The organism is Staphylococcus sp. LKG3-1, assembly GCF_048568385.1.
Taxonomy (GTDB): Bacteria; Bacillota; Bacilli; order Staphylococcales; family Staphylococcaceae; genus Staphylococcus; species Staphylococcus saprophyticus.
Genome location: NZ_CP183796.1, coordinates 1,016,357 through 1,030,442, shown reverse-complemented (window position 1 = coordinate 1,030,442; position 14,086 = coordinate 1,016,357). Strand labels below are relative to the sequence as shown.

The 14,086-nt window shown below is 29.1% G+C and carries 17 protein-coding genes and 1 pseudogene; 15 read left to right on the top strand and 3 right to left on the bottom strand.

Annotated features, from left to right (window positions below):
* Positions 1–130 precede the first annotated feature (130 nt).
* The 6 genes from ACM595_RS05125 to ACM595_RS05100 all read left to right on the top strand — a co-directional run bounded on the left by ACM595_RS05125 (position 131) and on the right by ACM595_RS05100 (position 5,789).
* The gene (locus ACM595_RS05125) at positions 131–541 is read left to right on the top strand and encodes a YolD-like family protein (RefSeq protein WP_107643792.1); all 411 of its coding nucleotides are present in this window, start codon (positions 131–133) and stop codon (positions 539–541) included.
* A gap of 314 nt (positions 542–855) precedes the next feature.
* The gene (locus tag ACM595_RS05120) at positions 856–1,047 is read left to right on the top strand and encodes a hypothetical protein (RefSeq protein ID WP_037538230.1); all 192 of its coding nucleotides are present in this window, start codon (positions 856–858) and stop codon (positions 1,045–1,047) included.
* Positions 1,048–1,120: 73 nt separating this feature from the next.
* Positions 1,121–2,920 carry a glycosyltransferase family 2 protein gene (locus ACM595_RS05115; RefSeq protein WP_419744460.1) on the top strand — a complete coding sequence of 600 codons (1,800 nt, stop codon included), beginning with the start codon at positions 1,121–1,123 and terminating at the stop codon, positions 2,918–2,920.
* Positions 2,921–3,186: 266 nt separating this feature from the next.
* Positions 3,187–3,912, top strand: coding sequence for a hypothetical protein (locus ACM595_RS05110; RefSeq protein ID WP_419744459.1), 726 nt, complete (start codon positions 3,187–3,189; stop codon positions 3,910–3,912).
* Positions 3,913–4,913: 1,001 nt separating this feature from the next.
* Entirely contained in the window at positions 4,914–5,120 is a 207-nt protein-coding gene (locus tag ACM595_RS05105) for a hypothetical protein (protein ID WP_011302733.1), read from the top strand.
* 195 nt (positions 5,121–5,315) lie between these two features.
* Positions 5,316–5,789, top strand: coding sequence for a MarR family winged helix-turn-helix transcriptional regulator (locus tag ACM595_RS05100; protein ID WP_041079942.1), 474 nt, complete (start codon positions 5,316–5,318; stop codon positions 5,787–5,789).
* 54 nt (positions 5,790–5,843) lie between these two features.
* On the opposite strand, the gene ACM595_RS05095 is transcribed toward ACM595_RS05100, so the two are convergent.
* Positions 5,844–6,302, bottom strand: a complete 459-nt coding sequence (locus ACM595_RS05095; protein ID WP_041079944.1) for a GNAT family N-acetyltransferase — start codon at positions 6,300–6,302, stop codon at positions 5,844–5,846.
* A 298-nt stretch (positions 6,303–6,600) separates the two neighbouring features.
* Here ACM595_RS05095 and ACM595_RS05090 point away from each other — a divergent pair, with 298 nt between their 5' ends.
* Positions 6,601–7,068, top strand: coding sequence for a bacillithiol transferase BstA (locus ACM595_RS05090; protein WP_002482793.1), 468 nt, complete (start codon positions 6,601–6,603; stop codon positions 7,066–7,068).
* A 47-nt stretch (positions 7,069–7,115) separates the two neighbouring features.
* Here ACM595_RS05090 and ACM595_RS05085 read toward each other — a convergent pair whose 3' ends face one another.
* On the bottom strand, positions 7,116–8,405 hold the full coding sequence (locus ACM595_RS05085; protein ID WP_041079946.1) for an aminotransferase class I/II-fold pyridoxal phosphate-dependent enzyme: 1,290 nt from the start codon (positions 8,403–8,405) through the stop codon (positions 7,116–7,118).
* 203 nt (positions 8,406–8,608) lie between these two features.
* Here ACM595_RS05085 and ACM595_RS05080 point away from each other — a divergent pair, with 203 nt between their 5' ends.
* The 7 genes and pseudogenes from ACM595_RS05080 to pmtD all read left to right on the top strand — a co-directional run bounded on the left by ACM595_RS05080 (position 8,609) and on the right by pmtD (position 12,778).
* Positions 8,609–8,704 carry a Trp-rich small protein gene (locus ACM595_RS05080; protein WP_100217374.1) on the top strand — a complete coding sequence of 32 codons (96 nt, stop codon included), beginning with the start codon at positions 8,609–8,611 and terminating at the stop codon, positions 8,702–8,704.
* Between the two features lie 221 nt (positions 8,705–8,925).
* Positions 8,926–9,114, top strand: coding sequence for an SE1626 family protein (locus ACM595_RS05075; RefSeq protein WP_002482795.1), 189 nt, complete (start codon positions 8,926–8,928; stop codon positions 9,112–9,114).
* A gap of 209 nt (positions 9,115–9,323) precedes the next feature.
* Entirely contained in the window at positions 9,324–9,704 is a 381-nt protein-coding gene (gene pmtR / locus ACM595_RS05070; protein WP_002482796.1) for a PSM export ABC transporter transcriptional regulator PmtR, read from the top strand.
* Positions 9,701–10,479, top strand: a pseudogene (locus ACM595_RS05065) (ATP-binding cassette domain-containing protein). The gene pmtR and the pseudogene ACM595_RS05065 overlap by 4 nt, the downstream one beginning before the upstream one ends.
* A gap of 15 nt (positions 10,480–10,494) precedes the next feature.
* The gene (pmtB, locus tag ACM595_RS05060) at positions 10,495–11,157 is read left to right on the top strand and encodes a phenol-soluble modulin export ABC transporter permease subunit PmtB (protein ID WP_419744458.1); all 663 of its coding nucleotides are present in this window, start codon (positions 10,495–10,497) and stop codon (positions 11,155–11,157) included.
* Positions 11,158–11,177: 20 nt separating this feature from the next.
* Entirely contained in the window at positions 11,178–12,050 is an 873-nt protein-coding gene (pmtC, locus tag ACM595_RS05055) for a phenol-soluble modulin export ABC transporter ATP-binding protein PmtC (protein ID WP_037538096.1), read from the top strand.
* The gene (gene pmtD / locus ACM595_RS05050; protein ID WP_075340053.1) at positions 12,050–12,778 is read left to right on the top strand and encodes a phenol-soluble modulin export ABC transporter permease subunit PmtD; all 729 of its coding nucleotides are present in this window, start codon (positions 12,050–12,052) and stop codon (positions 12,776–12,778) included. Before pmtC ends, pmtD begins: the two co-directional genes overlap by 1 nt.
* An 81-nt stretch (positions 12,779–12,859) precedes the next feature.
* Here pmtD and ACM595_RS05045 read toward each other — a convergent pair whose 3' ends face one another.
* Positions 12,860–13,420, bottom strand: coding sequence for a thioredoxin family protein (locus ACM595_RS05045; protein WP_041079950.1), 561 nt, complete (start codon positions 13,418–13,420; stop codon positions 12,860–12,862).
* A 206-nt stretch (positions 13,421–13,626) separates the two neighbouring features.
* On the opposite strand from ACM595_RS05045, the gene ACM595_RS05040 reads away from it, so the two are divergent.
* Positions 13,627–14,073, top strand: coding sequence for a hypothetical protein (locus tag ACM595_RS05040; RefSeq protein ID WP_228161157.1), 447 nt, complete (start codon positions 13,627–13,629; stop codon positions 14,071–14,073).
* Positions 14,074–14,086 lie beyond the last annotated feature (13 nt).

Sequence of the window (14,086 nt, the reverse complement as noted above, 5' to 3'; positions counted from 1 at the left end):
GTAAGTCGAATGGTTTCTAAGCGTATCTTAAGTACGTGACTCTCATTGGGTAACCGCATCTTAATTGATGTGGTTATTTTTTTATTTACATATACGAACAAGTGTTCTATTATATTTATGAGGTGATTATATGAAACCAATCAATCCAGATGTACCAGATGAATATAAATACACAAGTGATTACCGAGAAATACCTAGAGAATATCTTAATCCACGTATACCAAAAGGGCGTGGAATTGTTAAGTGGCAGGCGTTTAAGACCCTGCCCGAACAATACGAACAACTAGAACAATACATACAAGACCAAAATAAGATAGATAGACCGATATTAGACGACGATCAATTGAATGAACTTAATAACACATTAATTTTCAAAATGTATAACGACCCATCTATTGAATTGCGTTACTTCGAAAATGGATATATTAAAACTAAAGTAGGTTATATTCATAAAGTAGATGTGCATACAAAAACACTACACATGTATGAAGATACTGGAATGAGTGTATTGAATTTAAAAGATATTGTGGAGATAAAATAAGGGAGCTATTATAGAAACACATCAGTCCGCCCGAGCATATCGTTGAGTAGTTATTATTGTTATTAAAGTTGACATAGATTTTTTTAATTAATCTTATTATTGTATATTAAAATTAGCTAGTGAAAAACTAGCGCAATTCACCTTTTGTAAAATGATATATTTTTAACAGTCTGCCCCCACAGGCTGTTATTTTTATGTAAATTTACTTAACATAAATTTTTTCACAAAAAATAAATAGTATATAATGATTTTAGCTAGCGGAAACTAGCTATCTTAACCTTCCACTATTTAAATAAAAAACGAGCGTGATAATTATGAGTGAATACAAACAGGTAATCAAAAAACTAATTGAAAGTGACATAACTGGTTATCAAATATATAAGAACACACTTATAAATCAAGCTATAATTTCTACTTTAAGAAACGGGAAACGTGATTTAGACAATCTATCATTAAAGAATGCTGAAAAACTATACCAATATGGAAAAGCCCACCTAAGTGAATAGGTGGGTTGTTTTGTGTAAATAAAACATAAAATGTGATAATATTTAAATAAATGTGTAAAGGGGTTTATTTTATATGAAAAAAATAAGTGTAGTCATACCTAGTTTTAATAATGAAGAAAAAGTATTACAAAGATTACTTGACTCATTAAATGAACAAACAATGGATAAAAATGATTTTGACGTAATTTTTATAGATGATGGGTCTAGCGATTTTGCTGCTTATAAAAGATTGAAAGAAAAAGCAAAATCTCATGAAAATTATTTCGTCCACAGAATCTCACCTTCGGGTTGGTCAAGTAGACCTAGAAACAAAGGGATAGACTTAGCTAATTCAAAATACATATTCTTCAGTGATGATGATGATTCAATTTTCCCACAAGCCTTAGAACGTATGTATGAATTCGCAGAGGCGAATAACTTAGATGTAGTAAACCCTAAAGTAGTAAGAACGAAAGGCTGGTCTTGGGGTTGGGAAGAATACAAAGAGAATAAGATTGATGCACAAAAAGACGGTGTAAATTCTATGGGGCCAATGACGGTACCTAAATTGTATAAAAAAGATTTCCTAATTACTAATGACCTTTATTTTTCAGAAGGGGAAAAGGTATGGTGGGAAGATGTTATGTACTCATGCCTTGTATATAGCAAAAACCCTAAAATAGGTATCTATGCAGATTACCCAATTTATCATTGGCGTGAACAAAACGTATCTGCAGGATTCGGAAAAGACTTAAACTATAAATGGTTGCAGTTAAACAATTTAGCGAAATTTTTCAATAAGCATTTAGATGAAAAAGATAAAATCACAATGATTACTCATTGGTACAATTCACGTGTGCTAGGTGCTATTAGAAAAAATTTCCACGAGAAGAAAGATGCAACAAAAGAAGTTGAATTTAAAAAAGCAAAAGAGTGGAAAGAAAAATATGTTACTAATGAAGTAATAGAAAAGTTAGACACTAGAAGTAAAATTTTAGATAAAATATTAGAACTCAACAAACCAGAACTTGCTATATCTTTTTCTGAATCAAAAGCAAACATCACTGCTAGAAGTTACATTAAAGATATTTCATTTGATAAAGATGAAATCATATTTACAACTGAAGCTAAAATTACAAATGATGAAAAAAGTGATGTAAAAATTAAAGGTAAGCCAAAATCACCTAAATTAAATTTACCTAAAGATGTTAAAAAAGCATTACCTAAAGAATTAACTGAATATCATGAAATAGATGCAACGGACAATATGTATCTGCCTGCATTAAAAGGTAGAACAACGAGAACTACTTGGGACTTAAAACATGTTCGAGAAAGTGTTTTTAATTATGATACTTCATTAACTGGATATACAGTTATAGGTTCATTAACATTTGGTTTACGTTTAGACGATTTCATTCAAGATGATATTGATAAACAACAGCCATATGATTTAGCAACTAGATTTTCATATTTAGATTTCTTCTCACAAAGAGCCATTGCATGTACAGATGATTTCAAACACACTGCGATAATAAACGGAAACACTTATCTAATTTATAAAAACGCATCAGAATTATTATCGATTGATTTGAATTCAACCGTTAAGAATTTCTTAGACTTTGCAACTTTAGAAACAACTAAAGCTGAGAATGTTGGCGACTTTATCAGAATTCCAATTACAGCAGATCATGTGTATGGTCAATCTAATGTAGAACTACTTGCATCTATATATAATTTTGGAAAGCAACAAGAATTTGTTGAAACTAAAGCTTATTTAAAAACAGGCAATGGTGAGGCTTATTTAGATATCCATAATCCTAAAGGTCTTTATGATGATTCTGTTATAGATATAGCAATTGGCACAAAAGCTAAACGTTTAAAAATGACAGTATAAGAAAACAAACCCACCTAAATGAATAGGTGGGTTGTTTATTTATCTTTGAATAGGAAGAATTATTGTGAGAATCAAACGAACAACTATACGTTAATTTATTTCTCGATGCAGCACAGAGTGAATGTCAGAGTGTTAAATAATCAGTGAAATTAGAGAAATAGTGAAACTTGTTGCTTATAAAAATTTTAATAGCAATAAAATATGCTAAAATATAGTGATTAGAGAAATAAGCATTTGTTATTAAATATTATACAGGAGTATAAGAAATGAAAAACAAAGAGAATAACCAAGAATATAAATTTCCAATTTTAGTATTAATAGTAGTTATTAATCTAGTGTTAATAGTTTTTTACCTCGCTATTGATGCACTAATAGGTTTCCAAAATGTAAAAGAAATATTACCAATTATTATCAGTATTTTTGGCTTATTTGCCACATTTGGTGGTGCTTATTTAGGTGCAAAAATATCAGGGGATAAAGCTAGAGAACAGTCACAAGTCGAACTTAATGCGAAAATAGAATATGATTTTTACTTGAAAAACTATGATATGATAAAAATATTAGAAGAAAAAGTGAATCCTATTTTAAACAAATTAAGCAATGATTATGTGAAGTATAAAGATAATGACTGCTTCAGTAATATGTTTATATCAAACTTACGTGAAAAAAATTGCGACTTATTTCGTGAAGCGACTAATACAATTGATGTCACTGAGAATAAATTTTATGAAATAAAGCTAAATGATATTATTGAAATTTCACAAGAAATCAAAATTATTTTAAATGATATAAGTGAATCTTTAGAAATAAAAAAAGCTTTTGAAGAATATAATAAAACAAGAAGTAAATCTTCTGAGAAAAAACTTGAAAAAAGTGTATATCAACCTACTCGATATACACTAAGTAGAATGAATAAGATAATTAATATTTACAATGAATTAAAAATAACTAAAGTAGAAGATATAAAAATTGATCACAGATTAATATTTTAAACATATATAAAGATATTTAGAGTGCAAAAATTTATGTTGTTTTACAATTTTAACATTTTACACTTGAATATAAAGAACTGTAAACGTTGGTATATAATACTTTAAATTGAAATATAATATATAAATTCTTTTTTTTGAAATTGTAAGAAAATACAATTTGTATTTTAAAAGGGATAAAGATAAAATAAGAATATAAGGAAGTGATACATAATGCGTTGGAGTCGTTGTCCAAGATGCAATTCCGGTAGGGTGGTCCAAAGATCTAGTGGATGTTTATCTAAACTAGCGTTGATATCTTTATTGTTCGCTGCTATGTCAATCTTTGGAATGTTTATGTCGGGAGATTTTGCAAGGTCACCTTTTGAATTAATAGCGCCGTTTGTAATGGCAATTTTAATACCTGTATTTTTTATATTTATTTACATAAAGTTCGGTCGTTCATTATTTTGCAGAGACTGTTATTATAATTTCAGAACAAAAAAAGAGTGAATAAAATTTTATATGTTAAAACTGATATTATAAGTACAATAGTAGTTTGTGATCAGTGGTCATAATTTGGTCATAACAGAATGAAAAAACTAAAAATAATGGCATATGTGAAATTATAAAACATTGATTTAACAGTCTTTTGTTAACGTATTTATAGTAGTTTGTGCATATACAGAATGCCAGGTATGATGTAAAATAGCATTCAAACACTGATTTGAAGGCATTTAAAAGTCATGAATAACATCATATTGACATAAAAATTTAAAATAATTCATTAGAGACGTTTTCCATTAGGGCACTCAACCCTTTGGAAAGCGTCTTTTTAGTTTCCTAATTGTTATTTGAAACGGACGTTGATTATTTTCGGTTAATCCTTGTGATATAATTGTCCATGTATTTCAATAATACTAAATCAATATCAATTAAAATGATGTCGTGCATGTGTCTGTGTTGCATTGAAAAGTAATTAGTTAGATAATTATATATATAATGATTACATAGGGTGAATATAGATGAATGAAATTTTTGTTTTTATAATAGAAACGAATGATGGGAATGTATTTCGCGAGTATGTAGAAAATGTTTTAGAAATCGATGAAAGATTAGCTTTGGAACGATTTGAAAAAGCAATTAGAAAACATCGTTATTTTTATTTAAAAGATAGTGGCAGATATATAAATGTTAGTCATATAATATCAATAAAAGTAGAAATAATGTAAAACTCATCCATTTTTAAATAACCTTTGTATGTTTATTGATAACTATCATTTAACTTTAAAAATTTAATGTATTATTTTATTTATGCTTTCCATAAGTTTTACACTTTTGGGAAGCGTTTTTAGTTTGAATAATGATTTATGGTGTGATTGTTTCATATGTTAAAATAAACCCAAATGATTATTAGGAGCGACGTAATGACTAGAAAAACAACTTTTTTAAAAGCGATTGACCAACTTTATGAAACCGCACACTTATTAAATCAATATGAAAATATACCGAGAAAATATGGTACAGATGATGAATTGTATATGGTCGAAGCACATATGATTAATCTGATTGGTGTCAATAAGGTAATGAATATATCTGAAATTGCTAAACAAATGAATAGAACTAAAAGCGCGGCTTCACAAAAAATAACAAGGCTTGTTCAAAAAGGCTTAGTTGTTAAAAATAAAAGTACACATAGTTCTAGAGAAGTCAGTATCGAATTAACTGATAAAGGCGAAAAAGTATTTCAATATCATCAGGCATTAGATAGTAACGTTTATAACACTTATTTAGAAAAACTAGAAACATATGATACTAAAGATTTTGAAAACATTGAGCATTTTTTAAACATGATAAGTGAAAACTTAAATTATTTAATAAATGATACACGAAATCATTAACCTATATATTAAAAGTAGACACTACAATTAATCCAAATTTTTAACCAAATTAAACTATTGTATGCCGCCATGTTTTGATTCAGAAACGCCATAATTTATATAGCCATATTGTTCGTAAAAAGAAATCAAAGAAGCTTTGCAAGTTAATGTTATACCTTGACGTTCATGTTCTATTGCAAGATGTTCTAAATGATCCAATAATTTTCCTGCAAGACCTTGGTTTCTATAACTTTCACCTACAACCAGCCCTAAAATAGCGATATAGCCGCCATGGGGAGGGTTCTTTGTAGTTTCATCAAATAAATCATCAGTGATAAAAGCTTGATTAATAACAGGACCATTGACATAGCCAGCGATTTCACCATCATATTCTGCTACGATAAATGTATCTTTGATAACATTAATTCTATTAATAAGTGCTTCTTTTGAAGCGGCTTCAGATGAAAAACCCTTATTCTCAATTTGTAAAATAGTATTCAAGTCACGCATAGCCACAGTTCTGAAATGATACATTAATGATTCCTCACTTTATTTTTGAATTTTTGAAATTAAAAATAGTTTAGCACCTTAACTATTTTCCATCAAATATTAAAAATATGTATAGAAATTTGGTTATATAACAAATATTAAGTGTCAATGAGTCGTATCGTTCATATTAAGAAAATAAAATTTCAATATATAAGATAAGGGATTACATTTGTTATATGAATAATTTTTTAACGATTTGGGTAAAGTAAGTAGGTATAATTAGTAACGGTTCTTATACAAGTGTGATAAGTTTCTAATATTTTATAAGAAAAGGAGCTAAATTATGACAAAACCAACAGTGTATGAGGTTCTTGATTCAGGAGTGAATTATCTGTTATCAGGTTACGATAATTGGAGTAATGAACAGGTATTAGACGATAAAATTGACGCTTTTCCTAATACAATTCACTGGCAATATGGGCATGTGCTAACGATTTTTGAAAGTGTATTGTCATTATGTGAACAAAATGAAGTTGATATTGCTAAGTATACAAATTTATTTGGATATGGTTCTTCACCTGAAAAATGGGGAGATAGTGACGTACCTACAATTGATGAAATATTTAAACACATTAGAACATTACCTGAACGTGCTCGCAAACTTACAGATGAACAATTAGAACAAGAGCTTACTGAAACAATAGCTGGTTGTAGTACATTAAATGAATTATTAGTTCTCAATGCGATTCATATTCCGTTACACGCTGGAAAAATAGAAGAAATGTCGCGTGTACTTAAACAACAACAATAAAAAAATGGAGCGTGTCTGATGTGACATGCTCCATTTTTTTAACTATATTATTTTTGTAACTCAGCAATAGCTTTTGCAATAGAATCAAATACATGTGGAATATCATCTTTTTCAACACAACTAAATGCAATTCTAATATCAGTATCGTTAAGTGCGATGATACCGATAGAATAGTTATTGATAAGATGAAGTCGTAATTGTTCAGGATCTACATCATAAACTTTTAAAGCCATGAAATAACCAGAATTAAAGTCGTAAGCTTTCCAGTAGGATGCATATTGTGGGTCATAAACCACTGCTTTTGTAACTTCATATCTCGCTTGTAGCGTATCAATATTTTCTTGAATCTCTTTGTCGAAAGTTTCAGGATGCTCTAATACATATTTCACTGCACTTTGTGAAGGCATAGGTCCGCTAGATATATTACTTCTGATTAGTCCTTTAACTTTTGCTTCTAGGACTTGTTTTGTTGTTTCATTGGATACACCAAAGCTCATAAAACCTACACGTAATCCCCAAGCGAAGAACTCTTTCGTTGCACCATCTAATCTGATAGGTAATAAATTATCTAAATGCAAGTTTGTTAGTGCAGTAAATAATGATTGTGTATAAACATCTTCATAGAATAAGCCGTAATAAGCATCATCTACTAAAGCAATTACATTGGTACCACGTTTAGCTAATGCTTGAATTGTTTCAACAATTGTTTTTACTTCATCTTTTGTAGGTGTATAGCCTGTTGGGTTATTTGGATAATTTAAAATTAACATCACTTTATCTTTTGTATAATTTTCTAAAGTTGCAATTAAGTTTTCTGTCGTAAAGTGTCCTAACTCATCAAAAATATCATAAGTTTCGATATCCGCACTATGTCTCGTACTATAAACTAATTTATAATTTCCCCAATTGTGCGTTGGTAATAAAATCGTATCGCCACTATCAATAAACATATCTGCAACGAGTGATAAACCATGTGTTAACGCATTTGTAAGTATTGGTCTTGTCATATCAGTTGCATTTAAATCAGGATTTTCTTTTAGCATTTTCTGCTGCCATAAATCGCGTAGTGATTCTATACCTTGTGGTGGGGCATATGGAAAGATTTCATCTGGTTCTAAGTTTGTAAAAACGTCATTAAGCGTGTCAGCATACATCTTGCTATGCTTATATGTTGCCATACCAATTGTGGCATTATATTGAGTAGATTTTGCTTCAGCAGATTGAGATAAAATGCCTTTTGGATAATACATTAATTTTCCTAGGTCAGATAACATATCTGCAATTTCAGGGTTTGATTTAGATAATTGTTCATTTAAATCTAAAGCTAAAGGATTCATATGTGGGTCAACCTCTCTTTTACTTTTTCAATGATACCTTTATATTATCTTGAAATAGCTTAAAATTAAAGCTTAGTGGCTATATTAAATTAAAATTTAAAAAATCTATACATTTATACGAACACACGTTCTGTTTTGTGTTAGAATGTGGATAGGCCATCGAATTCCTACATGGTACTTTTTTCTGTGGGAGGTGTAATATGATCTCGTGGTGGCAAGAAATAATTACAACTTTATTAACAGGTAGCTTACTTGTTGTTTTTCGTGTTTGGTTAGAAAATAAATGGAATGACAAATAGGTGGCCTTACACAAAAAACCCCAAGTCTGTTGGCCCAGACTTGGGGTTGTGTAATATAATCCGTGGATACATTTACAAGTTTATCATCCAGAACGAAATACTGCAATCAATTTATTTTACAGTTAACATAACTTATGATTAAAAAAATATAAGTTCTCAATTATAGGTTTTTAGTAATTATTGGTAAAATTTGGTACAATAACATTGTTTGAGGTGAAGAGATGAAACATTTAACAAAGATATTTGTAATTATTGCAATCGTCTTGTTCATCGTTGGTTATTATTTACAGGCAACAGGACAAGAAGATTCTGGAATTAAATTACTTATTGCTGCAATTATGTTTATGATTTGTGCTTTTATTAATAGAAGCAATAATAGACGTAAGAAGAGAAATCAAAATCGAAAATAGAGTCAATAAAACTATAGTTAGTGTGGAGCTGAGTCGAATTTAGCAAAGCACTAGCTATATTTTTTTATTTTAAAACGCAAAATGACTAATGACGAATTGCATTATCAAGTAAAATAATAAAGTATATGCAATTAATTATAAATTAACACTTTACAAACGTGTATATATTGTATATATTGTGTATATACAGTTGTAGGGGGAGGACGTCCATGAAAATACTTTTAAAAAATAGTAGTGAACGACCTATTTATGAACAAATTAAGCAACAAATTAAAGAAAACATTTTAAAGGGCTATGTTGCACCAGGTGAGCATTTACCGTCTATGAGAGAATTAGCACATGATTTAAGTGTTAGCGTGATAACAACAAAGCGTGCATACGAAGATTTAGAAAAAGACGGCTTTGTTTATACTGTTAGAGGAAAAGGTACCTATGTTAAGGAACAAGATAATTCGATTTTAAAAGAAAAACAATTTATTGTTATTGAGTCATTAGCTAAATCAATGAGTAAAGAAGCTAAGACAATAGGCATGTCTTTATCTGAATTACAAGAAATCGTTGAGCTGATTTTTGAGGAGGGCGAAGAATGAACGCGATAGAATTGAATGCTGTCAATTATCAGTATAAAGAATTCAAACTAAAGGACGTTTCTTTTCGAGTTCCTCAAGGATTTGTTACTGGATTTATTGGAGCTAATGGCGTTGGTAAAACGACAATCATTAGATTAATTATGGATCTTATAGAACCAGATGAAGGTGAAATTCGCTTATTTGATAAAAGAATGGATCGTCATGCAGTTGAAATAAAAAATAAAATTGGTTTTATTTATTCAGAATTATATTTAAATGATAAGTGGAATGTTAAAAAAATTGAGTCTTATATTGCGCCTTTTTATGCAATAGCATTTAGTCATCATGCAGAGCTATTTATACTTGATGAACCAACCTCTGGTCTCGATCCAATTGTTAGAAATGAAGTGTTAGATGTCATTCAAGAAGAATTAATTGATGAAAAAAATCCGTTTTTATTTCTACACATATCATTTCAGATTTGGAGAAAATTGCTGATTATCTGGTTTATATCAAGGATGGAGAAATCATTTTGAACCACTTTTTAGATGATATTCTAAATCAATATCAAATTGTTAAAGGCGACCCAAATCAACTAGATAATGAATTGATTGATTTAACGCATTACATTGAATATAATCATACGGGTTTTACAGCACTTACGACACATGCTAATGTGTTTAAAGAACTATTTGGTAGTGATGTGGCAATAACGAATCCAACCATCGAAGAACTAATGGTTTACCTCGAAAAAGGGCAACGAAAACATAAACAGTATAGTGATGGAATTATATAGTGGGGAGGCCATTCGATGAAGAATTTACTAATTAGAAATATTAAACTACGTAAATGGACTATCGTTATTTATGCCGTATTATTATTAATATCTCCATTACAATTAATAATCGAAAATCATTCATTGCTTACAAGAATACTTTATTCTTTAGTTGCTATGATTTTACTATTTGTTTCTGTCCTTGATTCAGGACATGTATTTCGACTGAATAGTAAGTTAGGCCACTCAAATGCGTATGATTTTTTTGGTAGTTTGCCAGTATCCAAAAAGGATATGCTTAATGCAAACTATGTAACCTTAATTTTATTTACACTGATTGGGGCTGGAATATTATCACTTTTCCATATTCCTAATTCAAATTTTGCTGCTAGTGGCATTAGTATTGATGTTACTTTACCTTATTCATATATCGCAATTAATTTCTTTGCTATACCTATCGCATTTAAAAAATATTCCGAACAAAAATCTGAAAATATTTCTTATTTAATGTGTTTGCTTGTGATGTTACTCATTATTCCAATTGTTGCAGTGCTTATAACATTAGCAGTATTACTCATATTCAAAATTAAGTTAACTGCACTTGATTATTTTGAGCCAGTTTTTAATTATGGCTTTTTAGGCTTAAGTATCATTTTTCTTATAGCTAATTATTTTATACAGTATAAAAAAGTAAATTAACTTTAAAAGGAGGCGCATTTATGCAATTAAAGAATATAACAAAAACATATGGAAATAATAATGTGCTTGACCATATTGATTTTGATTTTGGTCAAAGTCAGATTGTTGGTTTGATTGGTAAAAATGGTGTCGGAAAGACAACCTTAATGAAAGTCATGAATGGAAATATTATCAATTATAAAGGAGACGTCAAATTAGGTAATAAGCAAAATGTTGGTTACTTAATTGAACATCCTAAATTGTATGATAATAAAACAGGTTTATTTAATTTAAAACTTTTTGCTAATGTCCTTGGTAATGGTTTTGATAAAAAATATGCAGATCAAATTATCGATGCATTTGGTATGAGACCCTATGTTAAAAAGAAAGTTAAAAAATACTCTATGGGTATGAAACAAAAATTGGCCATAGCAGTTTCATTAATGAATAAACCAAAGTATTTAATTTTAGATGAACCAACAAATGGTATGGATCCGGATGGTTCAATTGATGTGCTTAAAACAATACAATCGCTTGTTAAAGACTTAGATATGAAAATTTTAATTTCTAGTCATAAACTTGAAGATATTGAATTGATTTGTGATAGAGCCGTATTTTTACGTGATGGTAAGTTCGTGCAAGATGTAAATATGAAAGAGGGCACAGCATCTGATTCTACAGTCATTATATTTGAAAATGAGGATTTTGAAGCTGGATTAGCCTTCTTAAAAGAGCAATATAATGTAGTACAAACCCAAGAAGATAGTGGCGAAGTGATTATCAATGCACAACGCAGCTATAAAGAAGTACTAAAAGGTTTAGCAAGTGAATCTGTTTTCCCTAAATTTATTGAGACGCGTAAGAGTTCGTTACGTGATACTTACTTCAATATTAATCAGAAAGGTGGCCAATAATGAATAGTTTACAACTCGTAAAATATGATATGTATAGTATTTTTAAAAGTCCATTAACTTACTTAGCATTACTTTTAACAATTTTACCATTGATTGGTTTTACAATATTATTTGTTCAACAATCAGATGAAATGAATGGTAATACATTACTCTCTATCGGTAGTTGGTTCTTTTCAATTATGGGCTTACTATTTGTAATAAAAACAATTACGCGTGATATTTCACAAGGTACAATTCAGCTTTATATGAATAAAACATCAAGCCGTATTGGTTATGTAATAGCTAAAGTAATTTCTATCATACTTATTGCGATACTGATTACAGCAGTTCTTGTGGGATTTGTACATATTGTGCAAGGTGTAGTTGATGGGAAGAACATTACTACTAGTAAAGCTTTTGAATTACTATGGTTCTTCTTAATGTTCCATTTATTCTTTGGTTTATTACTTTATTTATTTTCACTTATTGTGCCTAAGACAGCACTTATTTTTACACTAGGCATATTTTTAGTATTAATTGTTCCTTTCGCAGAACCATTTTTACCAATGATTCCTAAAATTGGTGATAATATTCAAGATTCATTAAAGTATATACCTTTTAGTTATTTAACTTCAAAAACAACTTCTGGGGACTATACATTCACAAGTTGGCAATGGTTTATTACTTCAGCTTCAATTGTAATTTTATTTATTGTAAATATTTTCTATGTTTCTAAGAAAGATATTTAAAATAATAACCGATAAGTAAGTCAATATATAAAAGACGTATGAATTTGCGGTTAGTCTCAGCATCATTCATACGTCTTTTTACTATTTAATGATTAATTTATCTAAAATGGAGTCATATACATATTTCCAAAGTTGAGAATCTGTTTTATAACGATTCGTCATAATTTTATGTGCTTCTGCAGACTTATCTTCAAAGGTAGGATCATCTTTTGAAGGGACATCTGAACGTGTATCTTCAACAAAATGTTGAACTTGTCTAGCACGGGGACCCCAAACCGTTTCTTGTTCAAAATTATCATTAAGGAATACAAAAATAGGTATTGAACGTGCAGTACCATTTGTTAAATACTGATCAATTAAATCAGTGTTCTCATCACGATGGAAAACGCGAACTTCTAAATTTAAAGCTTCACTAATATGTTTTAAGATAGGTAGATTCATCATGGCATCGCCACACCAATCTTCCGTGATAACTAACACTTTTGAATAATTTAATGATTTAATTTTTTTAATACGATCATCATTTAATGGTAAAGAGAAAGAATTGTAAATAGATAAGACATTCTCTTTGTTTTCAGTCATGACCTCGATATATTGATCAAGTGGTTGACTGTTTTTGAAATATGTTTCTAAACTTGTCATAATATTTCCCCCTTTAGCTTATTAGATATTATTATATCAATTATTTTATATGAAAGAAAATTTTAAATACTTTGAAAAGTTATGCATTTTACGACATTCTTTTAAGATGAAAGAGACTATTGTGTATGCTATATTGATTAAGTAAATGGAGTTGAAGGAAAGTGAATTTTCATAAAATAAATAAATGGCTAGTATGGAGTGTTTTTATGTTAATGGGAATAGCTACATTACTCATTGTAAGTTACATAAAAAATGAACATACTACAGATTTATCTCGTATTACCATTGATGACATGCAATTAAATGCAAAAATAGACAAAGATAAATTTATAGAAGATGACGAAATTCTTTTAAAAAAACACAATTTATACACTAAACATAATCAACCTAATTTAGTATTTAAAGTGAATAAAGGTAATTCAAAAATAAAGGGTATGACATTAATTAAAAACACTGATGTTTATACAAACTTTGGTGGGAAAATTGAAGGGAATATTCAAGATGTTGTACATCATTTAGGAAGTAGCTATAAACAAAAGAAATTACGCGATGCCTATCGTTTAATGATATATTATGATAAAGATAATCATATAAAGTTATCTATTATATACAAACATGATAAAATAAAAAAGATTGAAGTTTACTCAAAATAATAATTAAAGAATG